This is a genomic window from Mizugakiibacter sp. (genome assembly GCF_039680435.1).
Lineage (GTDB): Bacteria > Pseudomonadota > Gammaproteobacteria > Xanthomonadales > Rhodanobacteraceae > Mizugakiibacter.
This window is the reverse complement of sequence record NZ_JBDKSX010000028.1, coordinates 1-17094: the sequence shown is the minus strand read 5'-3', so window position 1 is coordinate 17094 and position 17094 is coordinate 1. Positions and strand designations below refer to the sequence as shown.

Sequence of the window (17094 nt, the reverse complement as noted above, 5' to 3'; positions counted from 1 at the left end):
GTCGGCGTTCATTTGACGAAAACTTAGCGATCCCGGCGCCGGGCGGCGGCGCGTGCGCCGTCTTCGCCTCAGTGCGCCTCGTCCCAGTTGGCGCCGCTGCCGATATCGACCAGCAGCGGCACGTCGAGTGCGGCCGCGCCGGCCATGCGCGCGCGCACCGCCCCGGTGATCGCCTCCACCGCGTCGGCGCGCACCTCGAACACCAGCTCGTCGTGCACCTGCATCAGCATGCGTGCGTCGTCGCGGTCGGCGAGGAAGCCGTCCACGGCGATCATCGCGCGCTTGATGATGTCCGCGGCGGTGCCCTGCATCGGCGCGTTGATCGCCGCGCGCTCGGCGCCGGCACGGCGCGCCTGGTTGCGCGCGCGGATGTCCTCCAGGTACAGGCGGCGGCCGAACACGGTCTCGACGTAGCCGTCGCGCGCGGCGCGTTCGCGGGTGGCGTCCATGAACGCCTTCACGCCGGGATAGCGGGCGAAGTAGCGGGCGATGTAGTCCTGCGCCTCGGTGCGGCCGATGCCGAGCTGGCGCGCCAGGCCGAACGCGCTCATGCCGTACATCAGGCCGAAGTTGATCGCCTTGGCGGCGCGGCGCTGGTTGGGGTCGACCCGGTCCGGCGGCAGGCCGAACACTTCCGCCGCGGTGGCGCGGTGCACGTCCTGGTTGCCGTGGAAGGCGGCCAGCAGGCCGGCGTCGCCGGACAGGTGCGCCATGATGCGCAGCTCGATCTGCGAGTAGTCGGCGGCGAGGACCCGCCAGCCTTCCGGCGCGATGAAGGCGCGGCGGATGCGGCGGCCGTCCTCGGTGCGGATCGGGATGTTCTGCAGGTTGGGGTCGGACGAACTCAGGCGCCCGGTCGCCGCCACCGCCTGGTGGTAGCTGGTGTGCACGCGGCCGGTGCGCGGGTTGACCATCTCCGGCAGCTTCTCGGTGTAGGTCGAGCGCAGCTTGGCCAGGCCGCGGTATTCGAGGATCAGGCGCGGCAGCTCGTGCTGGTCGGCGATCGCCTCCAGCGCCTCCTCGTTGGTGGACGGCTGGCCGGTCGGCGTCTTCACCGCCGCCGGCAGCTTCAGCTCGTCGAACAGGATCGCCTGCAACTGCTTGGGCGAGTCCAGGCTGAACTCGCGCCCGGCCACCTCGTAGGCGCGCCGCTGCGCGGCGTGCTGGCGCTTGGCCAGGTCCATGCTCTGGCGCTTCAGCTCGGGCACGTCGATCAGCACGCCGCGCTGCTCCATGCGCGCCAGCACCGGCACCAGCGGCAGCTCGATGTGCTCGAACACGTCGCGCAGCTTCGGCGCCGCTTCCAGCTTCGGCCACAGCGCCAGGTGCAGGCGCAGCGTGATGTCGGCGTCCTCGGCGGCGTAGCGGCAGGCGGTGTCGAGGTCGACCTGGCTGAACGGGATCTGCCTGGCGCCGCGGCCGGCGACGTCCTCGTAGTGGATGGTGTCGACGCCGAGATAGCGCTTGGCCAGCGAGTCCATGTCGTGGCGCGTGGCGGTGGCGTTCCACACGTAGGACTCGAGCATGGTGTCGTAGGCCAGCCCGCGCACCTCGATGCCGTACTTGGCGAGCACGTTGATGTCGTACTTGGCGTGCTGGCCGAGCTTCGGTTTCGCAGGATCCTCCAGCAGCGGCTTCAGCGCGGCCAGCACCGCGGCGCGGTCGAGTTGCGCCGGCGCACCCGGATAGTCGTGCGCCAACGGCACATAGGCGGCGTGCGCGGCCTCGATCGCGAACGACAGCCCGACCACCTCGGCGCGCATCGCGTCCAGCGAGGTGGTCTCGGTGTCGAAGCTGACCAGCGCCGCCGCGCGCAACCGTTCGAGCCAGGCGTCGAGCTGCGCCTGCGTGGTCACCAGCTCGTAGCGGCCGGGGCCGCCGAGGCTGGGATGGGGCGCATCCTCGGAGGCGTGCGCGGCCTCGCGCAGCGTCGCCGCGCCGGCCTCGGTGCCGTTGGCGACCGCGGCGCCCTCCAGCTCCTTCAGCGCGGTGCTGAAGCCGTAGCGGGTGTACAGCGTGCGCAGCCTTTCCGCGTCGCGCGCGCGCAGGACGAGATCGGCCGGCGCGCGGTCGAGCGCGACGTCGGTCTTGATCGTCGCCAGCTGCCGCGACAGCGGCAGGTGGTCCAGCGCGCGGCGCAGGTTCTCGCCGACCTTGCCGCCGATTGCGTCGGCGTGCGCCATCACGCCGTCCAGCGAGTCGTACTGTTCCAGCCATTTCGCCGCGGTTTTCGGCCCGCACTTCTCGACGCCGGGGATGTTGTCGACGCTGTCGCCCATCAGCGCCAGCAGGTCGACGATGCGCGCCGGCGGCACGCCGAACTTCTCCGCCACGCCGGCTTCGTCCAGCGTGGTGTTGGTCATGGTGTTGACCAGGCGGATGTGCGGGCCGACCAGTTGCGCGAAATCCTTGTCGCCGGTGGAGACGATCACCTCGATGCCGGCGGCGGCGGCCTGCGTCGCCAGCGTGCCGATCACGTCGTCGGCCTCGACGCCGGGCACGCGCAGGATCGGGAAGCCGAGCGCCTCGACGATCGCATGCATCGGCTCGATCTGCGCGCGCAGGTCGTCCGGCATCGGCGCGCGGTTGGCCTTGTACTGCGGATAGAGTTCGTCGCGGAAGGTCGGGCCGGGCGCGTCGGTGACGAAGGCGGCATAGTCCGGCTGCGCCTTCAGCGTTGCACGCAGCATGTTGACCACGCCAAACAGCGCGCCGGTGGGCTCGCCGGCGGCGTTGGACAGCGGCGGCAGCGCGTGGAAGGCGCGGTAGAGATAGCTCGAGCCGTCGATCAGGATCAGGGTAGGCATGCGCCGGATTGTCGCATGCGCTCCGGAAACGCGCGGCGCGGGCGCCGTGGCGGAACTGCTATGCTGATCGCGCGGGGGAAGCTCGGAGCGTCCCTTCGGAGGTCGTCATGAAACGCATGCCCCTGTTGCTCGTCGGCGCACTGGCGCTGGCGTCCGCCGCGTCGCTGCACGCGCAGTCCTCCGCGCCGCCGCCGCCCGCGCCGGTACCGCCGCCGCCGGGCATGGACGAGCCCGGCGTGAAACCCGTCGCGCCGGCCACGGTCGCCGCGCCCGCGCAGCCGAAACCGGCGCCGGGCGAAGCGCGCGACGCGCGCGGCGCGCCGCCGCCCACCGTCACGGTGCGCCAGCAGGACAACGGCGACACCGTCGAGGAATACCGCAGCGGCGGGCGCATCTACATGGTCCGCATCATTCCCAAGCACGGCGTGCCGCAGACCTTCATGGACACGCGCGGCGACGGCAAGCTGACGCCCGATCCCAAGCAGGGCCCGGTGTCGCCCGTGTACTACACGATCTACCAGTGGGGCAAGCCGGCGAAGACCGCCGAGCAGCAACAGCAGGACAGCGGCGGCGGCTGAGCGTTGCGGATCGGGCGCCCCTCACCCGAACCCGCTCGCCCAAGCGGGGCTTGGGCGAGCGGGAGCTCGAAGCATCACGCTCTTCCCGAGTCCCGGATCAGTGCCGGAAGTGGCGCACGCCGGTGAACACCATCGCCATGTCGTGCTCGTCGGCGGCGGCGATCACCTCGGCGTCGCGCATCGAGCCGCCCGGCTGGATCACCGCGCGGATGCCGGCCGCGGCGGCGGCGTCGATGCCGTCGCGGAACGGGAAGAACGCGTCCGACGCCATCACGCTGCCGCGCACCTCGAGGCCGGCATCGTGCGCCTTCAGACCGGCGATCTTCGCGCTGACCACGCGGCTCATCTGCCCGGCGCCGATGCCGACGGTGCGGCCGTCCTTCGCGTACACGATCGCGTTCGACTTCACGTACATCGCCACGTGCCAGGCGAACAGCAGGTCGCGCAGCTCGTCGGCGTCGGGCACGCGCTTGCTGACCACCTTGAGGTCGTCGATCAGCAGGGTGTCGCGGTCGGCGTCCTGCACCAGCAGGCCGCCGGCGATGCGCTTGAAGTCGCGCGCCGGCGCGTGCGTTTCCGACCAGGCGCCGCTGGCCAGCACGCGCACGTTGGGTTTCTTCGCGAACGCGGCCAGCGCCGCGTCGCCGACTTCGGGCGCGATCACCACCTCGACGAACTGGCGCTTCAGGATCGCCTCCGCGGTGCCCGCGTCCAGCGGGTGGTTGAAGGCGATGATGCCGCCGAACGCCGAGGTCGGGTCGCAGGCGTAGGCGCGGTCGTAGGCCTCCAGCGCGGTTGCGCCCAGCGCGACGCCGCACGGGTTGGCGTGCTTGACGATCACGCAGGCGGGCGCCTTGCCGAACGCCTTGACGCATTCCAGCGCGGCGTCGGCGTCGGCGTAGTTGTTGTAGCTGAGTTCCTTGCCGGCCAGCACCTGCGCGCTGGCGACCACGCCGCGCGGCGGCTCGGCTTCGAGATAGAGCGCGGCGCCCTGGTGCGGATTCTCGCCGTAGCGCAGCGTGTGTGCGCGCTGCAGCGCGAGGTGCAGGGTCGGACCGAACGTGCTGCGCTCGCTGTCGTCGGCGCGCGCGCCCAGCCAGTCGGCGATGGCGCCGTCGTAGCGCGCGGTGTGCGCGTAGGCCTTGGCGGCGAGGCGGCGGCGCAGCCCGAGGCGCGTGCCGCCGTCGGCGCGCAGCGCCTCGATCAGGCCGGCGTAGTCGGCGGGATCGGTGACGACCGCGACGTGTTCGTGGTTCTTGGCGGCGGCGCGCAGCATCGCCGGGCCGCCGATGTCGATGTTCTCGATCGCCTCGTCCAGCGTGCAGTCGGGACGCGCCACGGTCGCCGCGAACGGGTACAGGTTCACCACCAGCAGGTCGATCGGCTCGATGCCGTGCTCGCGCATCACCGCATCGTCGGTGCCGCGCCGGCCGAGCAGGCCGCCGTGCACCTTCGGATGCAGCGTCTTGACGCGGCCGTCCATGATCTCGGGGAAGCCGGTGATCTCGCTGACCTCGCGCACCGGCACGCCGGCCTCGCGCAGCGCCTTGGCGCTGCCGCCGGTGGAGATCAGCTCGACGCCGAGCGCGTCCAGGCCGCGGCCGAGATCGGCCAGGCCGGCCTTGTCGGAGACGCTGAGCAGCGCGCGACGGACGGGAACCAGGGTGGCATCGAACATGGCGGGGCCGCTGCGGTAAACAAAGAGTCCGCGATTATAGCGGCCGCGCGGCGCCCTCAGCCGAGGCGGTGCTGGGCGAGCTTCTTGCGCAGGGTGGCGCGGTTGATGCCGAGCGCGGCCGCGGCGCGGCTCTGGTTGCCGCCGTGCCAGGCCAGCACCTCGGTCAGCAGCGGCGCCTCGACCTCGCGCATCACCAGCGCGAACAGGCCTTCGCTGCAGACGGTGCCATCGAGGTCGGCCAGGTAACGCCGCACCGCGCGGGTGACGCAATCGCGCAGCGCAGGCTCCAGCGTCGCGTCGCCCTGGGTGTCGGCGCGCAGCGGACTGACGGCGTTCACGGCAGCACTCCCCCCATGGCGTGGCGATGACTCTGCGCGGGGTGGTCGCCAAGGCGAGCCCCCGTCGTTCGTTGGTGTACGAGGAGGGCGAGTGTAGCGCCGCCGTCGGCGCTTGTGTAAGCCCCCGCCGAAGCGTCGTTCGTGCAGCAGGCGCGGCGCGGACTTGGCGCGACTATTCGAAGTTGAACTCGAAGGCGACGGCGTTCTTGCCGGGATCTTCCACCTCGAACACCAGCGCCGCCTCGGCGCCCGGCGCGAGTCCGGCCGCGCGCAGCCTCGGGTCGCGCACGTACTCGGCGGGCAGGAAGCGGCGCATCGCCACGCGGTTCTCGTCGAGGTCGGAGAGGGTGATGCCGAGCACCGGATACGGCTGGGTGAAGTCGGCGTCGTTGCGCAGCGTGGCGCTGATGATCAGCGCGCCGGGCACCGACGGGTGCGGGCGGATGTCGCGCGAGATCAGGCTGAGCTGGTGCACGTCCTTGACCGGCGGCAGCGTGCAGGCGAGCGGCCGGCAGGCGCGCGCCAGCCACGGGCGCAGCGCGTCGCTGGCGATCAGCGCATCGCGTTGCGCCCAGGCCAGCTGCGCGCCCAGCGCCAGCGCCAGCAGCGCGCAGCCGGCCGCCCAGCGGCCGGGATGGCCGCCGTGGGCGACGCCGTGGCGCCGGGCGAACGCCGGCGCCGCCGGCGCGTGTCCGCCGTGCAGCGGATCGACCGGCGCGAACAGGCCCTGTTGCGGCGCCTGCGGCCGGTACACCGGTTCCACCAGTTGCGGCGGCGCCGGGCTGGGGGTGTGCGCGGGCAGGCTGTCGAACGGTTCCGGCGGCAACGCCTCGGTGAGCGTGGCGATTGCGTCGAACACCGCGCTGCAGTGCCCGCAACGCACGCTGCCGCGCGCCTGCGCGACCGAGGCGGCGTCCAGCGCGAATACGGTGAGGCATTCGGGGCACTGGGTGTACATGGCGACAGTTTACGGGAGACGGCAGACGGGAGAAGGGAGCGCGCGTTTACCGGGCGGTGGCGCGGCAGGAGCCTGCGTGCAGGCGACCCGGAGGGACGGGGCGGGAGAGGGTGAGGCGAATGGGCGCGTAGCGTGCGCTGTGCGCACGCTACGCGTTCAGTCGCATTTGCGTGTGCCGGCGATGCGCACCCAGTCCTCGCGCGTGGTGATTTCGAGATCCTCGAACCACTCGGCGTAGCGCGCCAGCAGCTCATCCTCCTGGCCGCGCAGGATGCCGGACAGCGCGATCGGCGCGCCCGCTTTCGCGCACGCGGCGAAGCGCGGCGCCAGCTCGGCCAGCGGGCCGGCGAGGATGTTCGCCACCAGCACGTCGGCGGGCGCGTCGTCGTGGGCGTCCGGCAGGCGCAGCTCGAGGCGCGCGGCGACGCCGTTGCGTTCGGCGTTGTCGCGGCTGGCGGTCAGCGCCTGCGGATCGTTGTCGACGCCGATCGCGCGCGCCGCGCCCAGCTTCAGCGCGGCGATCGCCAGCACGCCGGAGCCGCAGCCGTAGTCGAGCACGGTCTTGCCGGCCAGATCGGCGCCGTCCAGCCACGCCAGGCACAGCGCCGTGGTCGGGTGCGTGCCGGTGCCGAAGGCGAGGCCGGGGTCGAGGCGCACGATCACGGCATCGCCGGCGTCGGCGGGCGGCTCCACGTTCCACGGGTAGATCCACAGCCGCCGGCCGAAGCGCATCGGCCGGAACTGGTCCATCCAGGCGCGTTCCCAGTCCTGGTCGGCGACCTCGCGGAACTCGATGCCGTCGGGCGCGAGATCGGGCAGCAGCTCGCACAGCGCCAGCGCGAGGCCGCGACGGTCGGCGCCGGCGTCGAACAGCGCCTGCAGGCGGATCAGCGGCCACAGCGGCGTTTCGCCGGGCGCGGGTTCGAGGATCGGATGGTCCTCGGCGTCCAGCAGCGTCACCGCCTGCGCGCCGAGGTCCTCCAGCGCGCTCTCGGCGCGGGGTTGGCGGTCGGCGCGGGTGACGAGGGAGAGTTCGAGGAAGGGCATGATTATGAGGTGGTGAGCACACCGGACCCGGCGACCAGGCTCGGCATCCATGCCTCGCCAAGTCGCTCCCGCCTTCGGCTCCTGCCTTCAGCCCAAGCCAATCGCCTTCTCGCGCTGTTCGGCGATGCGCTTTTCCAGATAGTGGATGTTCATGCCGCCTTGCTGGAAGCCGCTGTCGGCGAGGATGCGCTGCTGCAGCGGCAGGTTCGACTTGATGCCCTCGACGACCATCTCGGCCAGCGCGAGCTGCATGCGCGCGATCGCGGTGGCGCGGTCGCGGCCGTGCACGATCAGCTTGCCGATCATCGAGTCGTAGTTGGGCGGGATGCGGTAGCCGGAATACAGGTGCGTGTCGACGCGCACGCCGGGGCCGCCCGGCGCGTGGAACAGCTTGACCAGGCCCGGGCAGGGCATGAAGGTGTCCGGGTCCTCGGCGTTGATGCGGCACTCGATGGCGTGGCCGTCGATCTCGATGTCGCTCTGCCGGATCGACAGCTTCTCGCCGGCGGCAATCAGCAACTGCTCGCGCACCAGGTCCACGCCGGTGATGAACTCGGTGACCGGGTGCTCGACCTGGATGCGCGTGTTCATCTCGATGAAGTAGAAGCGCCCGTCCTCGTACAGGAACTCGAACGTGCCGGCGCCGCGGTAGCCGATGCGCAGGCAGGCCTCGACGCAGACCTTGCCGATCGCGGCGCGCTGCTCGGGCGTGATGCCGGGCGCCGGCGCCTCCTCGACCACCTTCTGGTGGCGACGCTGCATCGAGCAGTCGCGCTCGCCGAGGTGGATCGCGTTGCCCTGGCCGTCGGCGAGCACCTGGATCTCGACGTGGCGCGGGTGCTCGAGGAATTTCTCCATGTACACCTGGTCGTTGCCGAACGCGGCCTTGGCTTCCTGGCGCGTCATCACCACCGCGTTGGCGACGTGCGCCTCGGTGTGCACCACGCGCATGCCGCGGCCGCCGCCGCCGCCGGCGGCCTTGATGATCACCGGGTAGCCGATGCGGCGCGCGATCTTCACGCACTCGGCGGGGTCGTCCGGCAGCGGGCCGTCGGAGCCGGGCACGCAGGGCACGCCGGCCGCCTTCATCGCCTTGATCGCCTCGACCTTGTCGCCCATCAGGCGGATCACCTCGGCGGTCGGGCCGATGAAGATGAAGCCGGACTTCTCCACCTGCTCGGCGAAGTCGGCGCGCTCGGACAGGAAGCCGTAGCCCGGATGGATCGCCTGCGCGTCGGTGACTTCGGCGGCGGCGATGATGCGCGGGATGTTGAGGTAGCTCTCCGCGGCCGGCGCCGGCCCGATGCACACGGCCTCGTCGGCCATGGCGACGTGCTTGAGGTTGCGGTCGACGGTGGAATGCACGGCGACGGTGCGGATGCCGAGCGTGTGGCAGGCGCGCAGCACGCGCAGCGCGATTTCGCCGCGGTTGGCGATGACGACTTTATCGAGCATGGGAATTCCGGGACTCGGGACTCGGGACTCGGGACTCGTCGGGCATCGGCCGCCGGGGCCGGGTGCGCCACGGTGCGATCAGGCGGCCGCTCGCGAGAGCGTGGCGCCGGCACCGGACGTCAGCCCGAGTCCCGAGTCCCGAGTCCCGAGTCCCGCGCATCATCAGCCGATCACGAACAGCGGCTCGTCGAACTCGACCGGCTGGCCGTTTTCGGCGAGCACCGCCACCACGGTGCCGTCGACGTCGGCTTCGATCTGGTTGAACATCTTCATCGCCTCGATGATGCCGAGCGTCTCGCCGGCCTTGACCTGCTGGCCGACCTTGACGAACGGCAGGCCGCCGGGGGTGGCGGCGGCGTAGAAGGTGCCGACCATCGGCGCGCGCACCACGTGGCCTTCGGGGATCTGCCTGCCGGCGGCGGCCGGTGCGGCGGACGACGCATCGTCGCGCGCGGCGGCCGGGGCCGGCGCGGCGGCGACCTGCGCCGGCGGCAGCATCGGCGCGGGCGCGGCCATCGCGGCGGCTCCCTTCGGCACCCGCGACAGGCGCACCACTTCCTCGCCTTCCTTGATTTCCAGCTCGGCGAGGTTGGATTCCTCGAGCAGGTCGATCAGCTTCTTGATCTTGCGCAGGTCCATGAGCGAGTGCCTTCTTCGGATTCGATTCCGCTTTCCGCGGGCGGAAAAGGGCGGGTTGGGATGCGGTGCGGGCTCAGCCGGGCGCGGCGCCGAGCCGCGCCAGCGCGGCCTCCAGCGCCAGCCGGTAGCTGTCGGCGCCGAAGCCGGCGATCACGCCGACCGCGAGGTCGGAGAAATACGAGTGGCGACGGAACGGCTCGCGCGCGTGCACGTTGCTCAGGTGCACCTCGATGAACGGGATCGCCACCGCCGCCAGCGCGTCGCGCAGCGCGATGCTGGTGTGGGTGTAGGCGGCGGGGTTGATCAGGATGAACGCGGTGCCGTCGTCGCGTGCCGCCTGCACGCGCTCGATCAGCGCGTGCTCGGCGTTCGACTGGAACGCGCTGAGCGCGTGGCCGGCGCGTTCGGCGCGGCGGGCGAGGTCGGCGTCGATCTCGGCCAGGGACGCGCGGCCGTACACCTCCGGCTCGCGCGTGCCGAGCAGGTTCAGGTTCGGTCCGTGCAGGACGAGGATCTTGGCCAAGCGCAGCCCCCGGGCCGCCCCGATCGGACGGCTAAGGGGCGAAGTCTGCGCGAGCCGGCCGATCTTGTCCAGATCGGCGTAGTTCGGCGATGTTTGACGCGATTACAGCGACGCCTGGATCCACTCGGCCAGCTCGGCGCTGTCGAAGCCGCCCAGCTTGGACTTGAGGATACGGCCGTCGCGGCCGATCAGCACGCTGTACGGCAGCGCGCCACGGGTGTCGCCGAACAGCATCGAGGGTTCCGGCACGTGGCCCAGCCCGACCAGGATCGGGTAGCGCACCGGCACTTCGCGCAGGTAGTCGCTCACCGCGCCCGGCGCATCCAGCGCGATGCCGACCACCTGCAGGCCGTGGCCGCCGAACCGCTGCTGGGCAGCGTCCAGCGCGGGCATCTCCTCGCGGCAGGGGCCGCACCAGGTCGCCCAGAAGTTCAGCAGGACCAGCTTGCCGTCCCAGGCGGACAGGCGGTGCAGGTTGCCGTCGGCGTCGGGCAGGGCGAGGTCGGCGCGCAGGTCGCCGGGCGCCAGCACGGTCACGCCGGGCGGCGCCGGCGGCTGGCGGGTCTGCCACCAGCGCCCGGCCAGCATGCCGGCGACGCCGGCCGCCAGCGCGAAGACGAGGATCCAGAGGCTGCCGCGGTCGCGCATCGCTCAGGCCCCCGCCGCGTCATGCGCGCGCGCGACGAACCGCGCGGCGTTCTCGTAGCCGATCAGGCGCAGCGCGCGGCGCTCCTGCCCGTCCTTGCCGAAGAACAGCGTCGCCGGCGGGCCGAACAGGCCGTAGCGCCTGAGCAGCGCCTGGTCGGCGGCGTCGTTGGCGGTGACGTCGGCCTTCAGCAGCACGTAGCCGGACAGCGCCTGGTGCACCTCCGGCCGGGTGTAGACGAACCTCTCCATTTCCTTGCAGCTCACGCACCAGTCCGCATAGAAGTCGAGCATCACCGGCTGGCCTTGCGCGGCGGCTTCGGCCAGCGCGCGGTCGAGGCCGTCCACGCCCTTGACCGTGCGGAACGCCAGCCCGGCTTCCTGCTGCGCGCCGCCGGCGATGCCGCGCAACGGCTGCAGCAGGTCGCGGCCGCCGGCGGCGGCGCCGACCAGCTCGGCCGCGCCGGCGATCAGCAGCAGCAGGCCGAGCGCCTTCCACAGCTTCTTCCAGCCGGAGGCGCCCTCGGGCAGGCGCTCCAGCGCGCCGAGGTAGACCGCGCAGGCGGTGAGCAGCGCGCCCGTCATCAGCATGATCCAGAGCGGATCGAGGATGCGCGCCAGCATCCAGATGGCGAGGCCGAGGAAGGCCACGCCGAACGCCGCCTTGACCGTCTCCATCCACGCGCCGCTGCGCGGCAGCAGGCGGCCGGCCGCGGTGCCGAACGCAAGCAGCGGCGCGCCCATGCCGAGGCTGAGCAGGAACAGCGCCAGCCCGCCGAACAGCGGGTCGCGGGTCTGGCCGATGTACAGCACGGCGGCGGCCAGCGGCGGCGCGACGCAGGGGCCGACGATCAGCGCCGACAGCACGCCCATCACGGCGACGCCGGCCAGCGAGCCGCCGCGCTGGCGGTTGCTGGCCGCCGCCAGCTTCGCCTGCCACGACGCCGGCAACTGCAGCTCGTAGAAGCCGAACATGCTGAGCGCCAGCAGCACGAACAGCGCGGCGAAGCTCCACAGGATCCACGGCTGCTGGAACGTCGCCTGCAGGTTGGCGCCGGCCAGGCCGGCGATCACGCCGGCGGCGGTGAACACCACGCTGGAGGCCAGCACGTACACCAGCGACAGCGCGAACGCGCGCGCGGTGGAAAGCTGCGCGCCGGCGCCGGCGATCAGCCCGGACAGGATCGGGACCATCGGCAACACGCAGGGCGTGAACGCCAGCAGCAGGCCGAAGCCGAAGAAGCTGAGCAGGGCGAGCCAGCGGCCGTGCCGCTGCAGCGCGCCGGCGAGCTGCTGCTCCTCGGACTGGCCGCCGGCCGACGCGGCGCCGGCATCGGCCGGTGCCGCGGATGCGGTCGCGGTCGCCGGCAGCTGCAGCGTCGCCGTGCGCGTCATCGGCGGATAACAGATGCCGCCATCCTGGCAGCCCTGGAAGCGCGCTTCCAGGACCAGGCGGCGCGCGGCGCCGGCGGTGCGCGTCAGCGGCACCGGCAGGTCGACCTCGTCGAAGTACACCGCGACCGTGCCGAACTGCGGGTCGGCGTGCATCGTCGCCGCCGGCCACTGCGGCGCGCCGGGCGCGACGTCGCCGGCATCGACCAGGCGCAGCGTGGTCCTGTCGCGATAGAGGTAATAGCCCTTGGGCATGCGCCAGCGCAGCAGCAGCTGGTCGGGCGCGGCGGCGATGGCGTCGAAGACGAACGCCCGCTCGGGCGGCAGCGGCAGGTCGGCGCGGCCCGCGCGCGACGCGGCGCCGCCCAGCTTGCCCAGCGCGTCGGCGAGGCCGCCGGCCGGCGCGGGGACGGCCGCGGGCAGCGCCAGGCTGAGCTTCTGCGTGTACGGCGGGTAGCAGATCTTGGGATCGACCTCGTGGCAGCCCTGGAACTGCACCGCCAGTTCCAGCGTTGCCGGCGCGGCGGCATCCGTCGTGTACGGCAGCGTGGCGTCGATGCGGTCGTGGTAGACCTCGACGTCGCCGAGGAATTCGTCGTGCTTCTTCAGGCCGTCGGGCAGCGCGAGCTCGCCCAGCGCGACGCCCGGCGTCGCGGTCTTCGCATGGATGCGGCCGCGGTAGAGGTAGTAGTGCTCGGCGATCTTCCAGTGCAGATGCACGCGGCCCGGCGCCTCGACCGACGCGGTCAGGCGGAAGGCGTCGGTGACCGCGAGCAGGCCGTCGTCCTGCGCGAACGCGGGCGCGGCGAGCGCGATGCACAGCAGGGCGAGGGCCGCACGGCCCAGGCGGGCGAAGGTCATGGCAACTCCATCCATCGGTACCGCAGCGGGACCGGACCGGCGGCGCCGCGCTTACGGCGCCGCGCTCTCCCGCGCCAGCCAGGCGAGGTAGGGCGCGTGGCCCGCGGTCACGTCCAGCGCGATCACCTCGGGCAGCTCATACGGGTGCAGCTCGAGGATGCGCGCGGTCAGCGCCTCCAGCCGCGCCCGCTGCGTCTTGATCACCAGCAGCTCCTCGGCGTCGTCGCGCACCTCGCCCCGCCAGCGGTACACCGAACGCAGGCCGGGCACGCGGTTGACGCAGGCGGCCAGCCGTTCGTCCACCAGGCGGCGCGCGATGTGCTCGGCGCTGGCGGCGTCGGGGCAGGTGCAGAAGACGACCAGGGCGCTCATCGGCCCGCGAGCCTAGCACAGCGCGCGCGCCGCGCCCGCGCGACCCGGAATGCGCCGGCCCGGCCCCGCCACGCGCGCGCCGGCCCGGGTTCCCTTGAAAGCCGCGGTGCGGTCCCCACCTGTCCCGCGGGGCGGTGGCGCTTGTCAAGCGCCGCGCCCCGGCTACAATTAGCACTCGTGTCCCGTGAGTGCCAACAACGGGAACCCCCTTTCTCAACAGCTACTTGGTGGAGTCATTATGAAACTGCGTCCGCTGCACGATCGCGTGATCATCAAGCGCATGGAAGAGGAGCGCATGTCCGCGGGAGGCATCGTGATTCCCGACAGCGCAACCGAGAAGCCGGTCCGCGGTGAAGTCGTCGCCGCCGGCGACGGCAAGATCCTCGAGGACGGCAAGGTGCGTCCGATCGCCGTGAAGAAGGGTGACAAGGTGCTGTTCGGCAAGTACTCCGGCACCGAGGTCAAGGTCGACGGCGAAGAGCTCCTCGTGATGCGCGAGGAAGACATCATGGCGGTGATCGAGGGCTGAGCGCCCGCCGCTGCGCCACGCGCGGCGATCACTCCCACACCCACGATTTCGTTTCGAGGATACGTTCCATGGCAGCCAAAGAAGTCCGTTTCTCCGAAGACGCCCGCGTCCGCATGGTCAAGGGCGTGAACATCCTGGCCAACGCGGTCAAGGTCACGCTGGGCCCGAAGGGCCGCAACGTCGTGCTCGAGAAGAGCTTCGGCGCGCCGACGATCACCAAGGACGGCGTGTCCGTCGCCAAGGAGATCGAGCTGGCCGACAAGTTCGAGAACATGGGCGCGCAGATGGTCAAGGAAGTCGCCTCCAAGACCTCCGACAACGCCGGTGACGGCACCACCACCGCCACCGTGCTGGCGCAGGCGTTCATCCGCGAGGGCATGAAGGCGGTCGCCGCCGGCATGAACCCGATGGACCTCAAGCGCGGCATCGACAAGGCCGTGACCGCGGCGATCGACGAGCTGAAGAAGCTCAGCAAGCCGTCGTCCGATTCCAAGTCGATCGCCCAGGTCGGCACCATCTCCGCCAACGGCGACGAGGTGATCGGCAAGCTGATCGCGCAGGCGATGGACAAGGTCGGCAAGGAAGGCGTGATCACCGTCGAGGACGGCTCGGGCCTGGAGAACGAGCTCGACGTCGTCGAGGGCATGCAGTTCGACCGCGGCTACCTGTCGCCGTACTTCATCAACAACCAGCAGTCGATGCAGGCCGAGCTGGAAGACCCGTACATCCTGCTGCACGACAAGAAGATCTCCAACGTGCGCGAGCTGCTGCCGGTGCTCGAGGCCGTGGCCAAGGCCGGCAAGCCGCTGCTGATCGTGGCGGAAGAGGTCGAGGGCGAGGCGCTGGCGACGCTGGTGGTCAACACCATCCGCGGCATCGTCAAGGTGTGCGCGGTGAAGGCGCCGGGCTTCGGCGACCGCCGCAAGGCGATGCTGGAGGACATGGCGATCCTGACCGGCGGCCAGGTGATCTCCGAGGAAGTCGGCCTGCAGCTCGAGAAGGCGACGGTGAAGGATCTCGGCCGCGCCAAGAAGGTGATCGTCTCCAAGGAAAACAGCACCCTCATCGACGGCGCCGGCGAGACCAAGGCGATCGAGGCGCGCATCAAGCAGATCAAGGCGCAGATCGAGGAGACCAGCTCCGACTACGACCGCGAGAAGCTGCAGGAGCGCGTGGCCAAGCTGGCCGGCGGCGTGGCGGTGATCAAGGTCGGCGCCGCGACCGAGGTCGAGATGAAGGAGAAGAAGGCGCGCGTCGAGGACGCCCTGCACGCCACCCGTGCGGCGGTCGAGGAAGGCGTGGTGCCGGGCGGCGGCGTCGCCCTGATCCGTGCGCTGACCGCGAGCAAGGGCCTGAAGGGCGCCAACGAGGACCAGAACCACGGCATCGCCATCGCCCAGCGCGCCATGGAAGCGCCGCTGCGCGAGATCGTCACCAACGCCGGCGAGGAGCCGTCGGTGGTGCTGAACAAGGTCGCCGAGGGCAAGGGCAACTTCGGCTACAACGCGGCCAGCGGCCAGTTCGGCGACATGGTCGAGATGGGCATCCTCGACCCGACCAAGGTCACCCGCACCGCGCTGCAGAACGCCGCGTCCATCGCCGGCCTGATGGTCACCACCGAAGCGATGGTGGCCGAGCTGCCGAAGAAGGAAGAGAAGCACGCCCACGGCGCCCCGGGCGGCATGGGCGACATGGACTTCTGATCGGGCCTCCTGCTCGATGGGCCCGGGCCTCGGTCCGGGCTGCGTCCAGGCGGAGGCCAATCCCTGGCCTCCGCCGCCCCGAACGGAACCTCAAAGGCCCCGCAGCGATGCGGGGCCTTTTCGTTTGGAATTGCGGTTCACGTCGCTCGACCGTAACGGGACGCGAGCGGTGACGAACGGCGCGTTACCCTGCGACGCGCCGTGGCCGGGCACCGCCGGCAGCGGCTTTGTCGGTACGATGGCGTCCGGGCGAAGATCAGCCGCGGCGCCCGCCGTCATGGCGGGGTTCGGGCTCGGCCGGCGGCTCGGCCTCCGGCGCGGCGGCCGACGCCTGCGCAAGTGCGCCCCCGGTGGGCGCCTGCGGCAGCAGTGAATCGAGGCGGCCGCGCAGGCGCAGCGACACCACGCTGGCCATGGCGCGGTCGAAATCGCCCTCGGCGCCCTGCGCGAATGGCGTCGCGTCGGGCGCATGGGTCAGCGCGGCGAGCTGCGGCGGCAGGGTCTGCGTCAGTGCGAAGTAGGCGTCGTCGCGGATGCCGGCGCGTTCCAGCAGCAGGCCCGGCAGCATCCACGCGGCGAGGTCGCTGCGCGGCGCGGCGCGGTCCGGGTGATGCGGATCGAGCAGCAGCCACGGCACCGTCTCGCGCAGCATGTCGCCGCCGTCGACGAAGCCGACCGCGCGATAGGCGTCGACCAGCGCGGGCAGGTGGTCGCCGTAGAACAGCAGCAGCGTCGGCCGCGGACGCTGCGCCAGCGCCGCGGCCAGCCGGCCCAGTTCGGCGTCGGCGTGGCGCAGGTGGTAGAGGTAGTTCTGCAGCTCGCGCTTCGCGCCGCCCTCCACGCCCGCCGGCACCGGGATCGCGTCGCGCGCGGCGGCGTCGATGCCGGGGCTGTCGTCGTAGGGGCCGTGCGCCTCCATGCTGATCGCGAACAGGAACTGCGGCGGGCCGTCGTCGGCGAGCTGCGCCAGCACCGCGTCGGTCAATGCGCGGTCGGCGACGTAGCGGCCGTCGCGCGGCGCGTCGCGCGGAAACGCCGGCAGGGCGAGGAAGCGCTCGAAGCCGAGCGCCTTGAACGCGGCGTCGCGGTTCCAGAAGCCCGCATCGTTGGGGTGTACGGCGGCCGTGCTGTAGCCGTGCGCGCGCAGCACGCGCACCAGGCCGGGGATGGCCCTGGCGTGGATCTGCAGGTACGGGAACTGCACGTCCGGCAGGTAGCGCAGCGACAGGCCGGTGAGCACCTCGAACTCGGTGCGGATGGTGCCGCCGCCGAAGGTGGGCACGTGCAGTTCGCCGCCGGCGCCGGTGCCGGCCAGGCGGGCCAGGTTCGGCAGCAGCGCTGCACTGTCGTAGCCGCGCAGGCGGCCGGGGTCGAAGAAGGATTCGCTCTGCACGACCACGATGTCGGGCAGGGCCTGCTGCGGTGCGTCGGCCATCTGCGCCTGCAGCGCGGGCGCCTGCGCGGCGATCAGCGCCTGCGCCGCCGCCGGGTCGGCCGGCAGGTGGCGGCCGGCATATTCCAGGCGGTACATCGCCAGCGTGCTGACCAGGCCGGCGTGGTCGGCGGTCA

At 71.8% G+C, this 17094-nt stretch carries 15 protein-coding genes; 3 read left to right on the top strand and 12 right to left on the bottom strand.

The features are described 5' to 3' along the window. Nucleotides 1-68: 68 nt before the first annotated feature. Complete coding sequence (gene polA, locus ABFC67_RS02975; RefSeq protein WP_346736555.1) at nt 69-2807, bottom strand: DNA polymerase I; 2739 nt, start codon at nt 2805-2807, stop codon at nt 69-71. Between the two features lie 107 nt (nt 2808-2914). On the opposite strand from polA, the gene ABFC67_RS02970 reads away from it, so the two are divergent. Beyond that, the gene (locus ABFC67_RS02970) at nt 2915-3385 is read left to right on the top strand and encodes a DUF2782 domain-containing protein (RefSeq protein WP_346736554.1); all 471 of its coding nucleotides are present in this window, start codon (nt 2915-2917) and stop codon (nt 3383-3385) included. A gap of 97 nt (nt 3386-3482) precedes the next feature. Here ABFC67_RS02970 and purH read toward each other — a convergent pair whose 3' ends face one another. The 10 genes from purH to cutA all read right to left on the bottom strand — a co-directional run bounded on the left by purH (nt 3483) and on the right by cutA (nt 13293). Continuing rightward, nucleotides 3483-5063 (bottom strand): bifunctional phosphoribosylaminoimidazolecarboxamide formyltransferase/IMP cyclohydrolase, encoded by a 1581-nt coding sequence (purH, locus tag ABFC67_RS02965; protein WP_346736553.1) that lies wholly within the window; start codon nt 5061-5063, stop codon nt 3483-3485. 56 nt (nt 5064-5119) lie between these two features. Beyond that, nucleotides 5120-5401, bottom strand: coding sequence for a helix-turn-helix domain-containing protein (locus tag ABFC67_RS02960; RefSeq protein WP_346736552.1), 282 nt, complete (start codon nt 5399-5401; stop codon nt 5120-5122). A gap of 172 nt (nt 5402-5573) precedes the next feature. Then, nucleotides 5574-6359 (bottom strand): zinc-ribbon and DUF3426 domain-containing protein, encoded by a 786-nt coding sequence (locus ABFC67_RS02955; protein WP_346736551.1) that lies wholly within the window; start codon nt 6357-6359, stop codon nt 5574-5576. Nucleotides 6360-6515: 156 nt separating this feature from the next. After that, nucleotides 6516-7406 (bottom strand): 50S ribosomal protein L11 methyltransferase, encoded by an 891-nt coding sequence (prmA, locus tag ABFC67_RS02950; RefSeq protein ID WP_346736550.1) that lies wholly within the window; start codon nt 7404-7406, stop codon nt 6516-6518. An 87-nt stretch (nt 7407-7493) separates the two neighbouring features. Continuing rightward, the gene (gene accC / locus ABFC67_RS02945) at nt 7494-8861 is read right to left on the bottom strand and encodes an acetyl-CoA carboxylase biotin carboxylase subunit (RefSeq protein WP_346736549.1); all 1368 of its coding nucleotides are present in this window, start codon (nt 8859-8861) and stop codon (nt 7494-7496) included. Nucleotides 8862-9023: 162 nt separating this feature from the next. Further along, complete coding sequence (accB, locus tag ABFC67_RS02940) at nt 9024-9500, bottom strand: acetyl-CoA carboxylase biotin carboxyl carrier protein (protein ID WP_346736548.1); 477 nt, start codon at nt 9498-9500, stop codon at nt 9024-9026. Nucleotides 9501-9573: 73 nt separating this feature from the next. Beyond that, a complete protein-coding gene (gene aroQ / locus ABFC67_RS02935) occupies nt 9574-10023 on the bottom strand; it encodes a type II 3-dehydroquinate dehydratase (RefSeq protein ID WP_346736547.1) in 450 nt (149 codons plus the stop codon). A 102-nt stretch (nt 10024-10125) separates the two neighbouring features. Continuing rightward, nucleotides 10126-10671, bottom strand: coding sequence for a TlpA disulfide reductase family protein (locus ABFC67_RS02930; protein ID WP_346736546.1), 546 nt, complete (start codon nt 10669-10671; stop codon nt 10126-10128). Nucleotides 10672-10674: 3 nt separating this feature from the next. Continuing rightward, nucleotides 10675-12921, bottom strand: a complete 2247-nt coding sequence (dsbD, locus tag ABFC67_RS02925; RefSeq protein WP_346736545.1) for a protein-disulfide reductase DsbD — start codon at nt 12919-12921, stop codon at nt 10675-10677. A gap of 51 nt (nt 12922-12972) precedes the next feature. Continuing rightward, nucleotides 12973-13293: a divalent-cation tolerance protein CutA gene (gene cutA / locus ABFC67_RS02920; protein ID WP_346736544.1), complete on the bottom strand. Its 321-nt coding sequence runs from the start codon at nt 13291-13293 to the stop codon at nt 12973-12975. A 238-nt stretch (nt 13294-13531) separates the two neighbouring features. Here cutA and groES point away from each other — a divergent pair, with 238 nt between their 5' ends. Then, a complete protein-coding gene (gene groES / locus ABFC67_RS02915; protein WP_346736543.1) occupies nt 13532-13822 on the top strand; it encodes a co-chaperone GroES in 291 nt (96 codons plus the stop codon). Between the two features lie 68 nt (nt 13823-13890). Beyond that, nucleotides 13891-15525 (top strand): chaperonin GroEL, encoded by a 1635-nt coding sequence (gene groL, locus ABFC67_RS02910; RefSeq protein WP_346736542.1) that lies wholly within the window; start codon nt 13891-13893, stop codon nt 15523-15525. Between the two features lie 256 nt (nt 15526-15781). On the opposite strand, the gene ABFC67_RS02905 is transcribed toward groL, so the two are convergent. After that, nucleotides 15782-17094, bottom strand: a 1313-nt coding sequence (locus tag ABFC67_RS02905) for an LTA synthase family protein (protein WP_346736541.1), incomplete at its 5' end; no start/stop codon positions are given.

Coding starts and splice junctions, on each gene's coding strand:
- groL (WP_346736542.1), top strand. CDS start 13,891: ATGGCAGCCAAAGAAGTCCGTTTCTCCGAAGACGCCCGCGTCCGCATG.
- dsbD (WP_346736545.1), bottom strand. CDS start 12,921: ATGACCTTCGCCCGCCTGGGCCGTGCGGCCCTCGCCCTGCTGTGCATC.
- accC (WP_346736549.1), bottom strand. CDS start 8,861: ATGCTCGATAAAGTCGTCATCGCCAACCGCGGCGAAATCGCGCTGCGC.
- ABFC67_RS02955 (WP_346736551.1), bottom strand. CDS start 6,359: ATGTACACCCAGTGCCCCGAATGCCTCACCGTATTCGCGCTGGACGCC.
- polA (WP_346736555.1), bottom strand. CDS start 2,807: ATGCCTACCCTGATCCTGATCGACGGCTCGAGCTATCTCTACCGCGCC.
- ABFC67_RS02930 (WP_346736546.1), bottom strand. CDS start 10,671: ATGCGCGACCGCGGCAGCCTCTGGATCCTCGTCTTCGCGCTGGCGGCC.
- cutA (WP_346736544.1), bottom strand. CDS start 13,293: ATGAGCGCCCTGGTCGTCTTCTGCACCTGCCCCGACGCCGCCAGCGCC.
- ABFC67_RS02970 (WP_346736554.1), top strand. CDS start 2,915: ATGAAACGCATGCCCCTGTTGCTCGTCGGCGCACTGGCGCTGGCGTCC.
- prmA (WP_346736550.1), bottom strand. CDS start 7,406: ATGCCCTTCCTCGAACTCTCCCTCGTCACCCGCGCCGACCGCCAACCC.
- groES (WP_346736543.1), top strand. CDS start 13,532: ATGAAACTGCGTCCGCTGCACGATCGCGTGATCATCAAGCGCATGGAA.
- purH (WP_346736553.1), bottom strand. CDS start 5,063: ATGTTCGATGCCACCCTGGTTCCCGTCCGTCGCGCGCTGCTCAGCGTC.
- accB (WP_346736548.1), bottom strand. CDS start 9,500: ATGGACCTGCGCAAGATCAAGAAGCTGATCGACCTGCTCGAGGAATCC.